We start from the raw sequence: 728 nt of genomic DNA on the forward strand, positions 1-728 counted from the left end.
GACTCGTCCACGATGCTGCGCCGCAACCTCCTGCACGCCCGCCGCTACCCGTCGCTCACCCTGAACCTGCTGCTCACGCCGATCATGCTGCTGCTGCTCTTCGTGTACGTCTTCGGCGACACGATGAGCGCGGGCATCGGCGGCGGCGACCGCGCCGACTACATCGCCTACCTCGTGCCCGGCCTGCTGCTCATGACCATCGGCAGCACCACGATCGGCACCGCGGTGTCCGTCTCCACCGACATGTCCGAGGGCATCATCGCCCGCTTCCGCACCATGGCCATCCACCGCGGCTCCATCCTCTTCGGCCACGTCATCGGCAGCGTCCTGCAGTCCGTGATCAGCGTGGTCCTCGTCGGCGCCGTCGGCGTCGCCATCGGCTTCCGCTCCACGGACGCCACCGCCCTGGAATGGCTCGCCGCCTTCGGCCTGCTCACCCTCTTCGCCCTGGCACTCACCTGGATCGCCGTCGGAATGGGCCTCGTCAGCCCGAACGCCGAAGCCGCCAGCAACAACGCGATGCCGCTGATCTTCCTCCCGCTCATCTCCAGCGCCTTCGTCCCCATCCACGCCATGCCGGGCTGGTTCCAGCCGATCGCCGAGTACCAGCCCTTCACCCCCGCCATCGAGACCCTCCGCGGCCTCCTCCTCGGCACCGAGATCGGCCACAACGGCTGGCTCGCCGTCGCCTGGTGCCTCGGCCTCACCGCCCTCGGCTACTTCTGGTC

The 728-nt window shown here is 69.0% G+C and carries 1 protein-coding gene; it reads left to right on the plus strand.

Features of this window, described 5'->3' with window-relative positions:
* Window positions 1–728 (plus strand): ABC transporter permease (locus tag OO54_RS40920; protein WP_033212826.1); only part of this gene is annotated, 728 nt, incomplete at both ends.

It is taken from the genome of Streptomyces wedmorensis (genome assembly GCF_000716445.1).
Lineage (GTDB): Bacteria > Actinomycetota > Actinomycetes > Streptomycetales > Streptomycetaceae > Streptomyces > Streptomyces wedmorensis.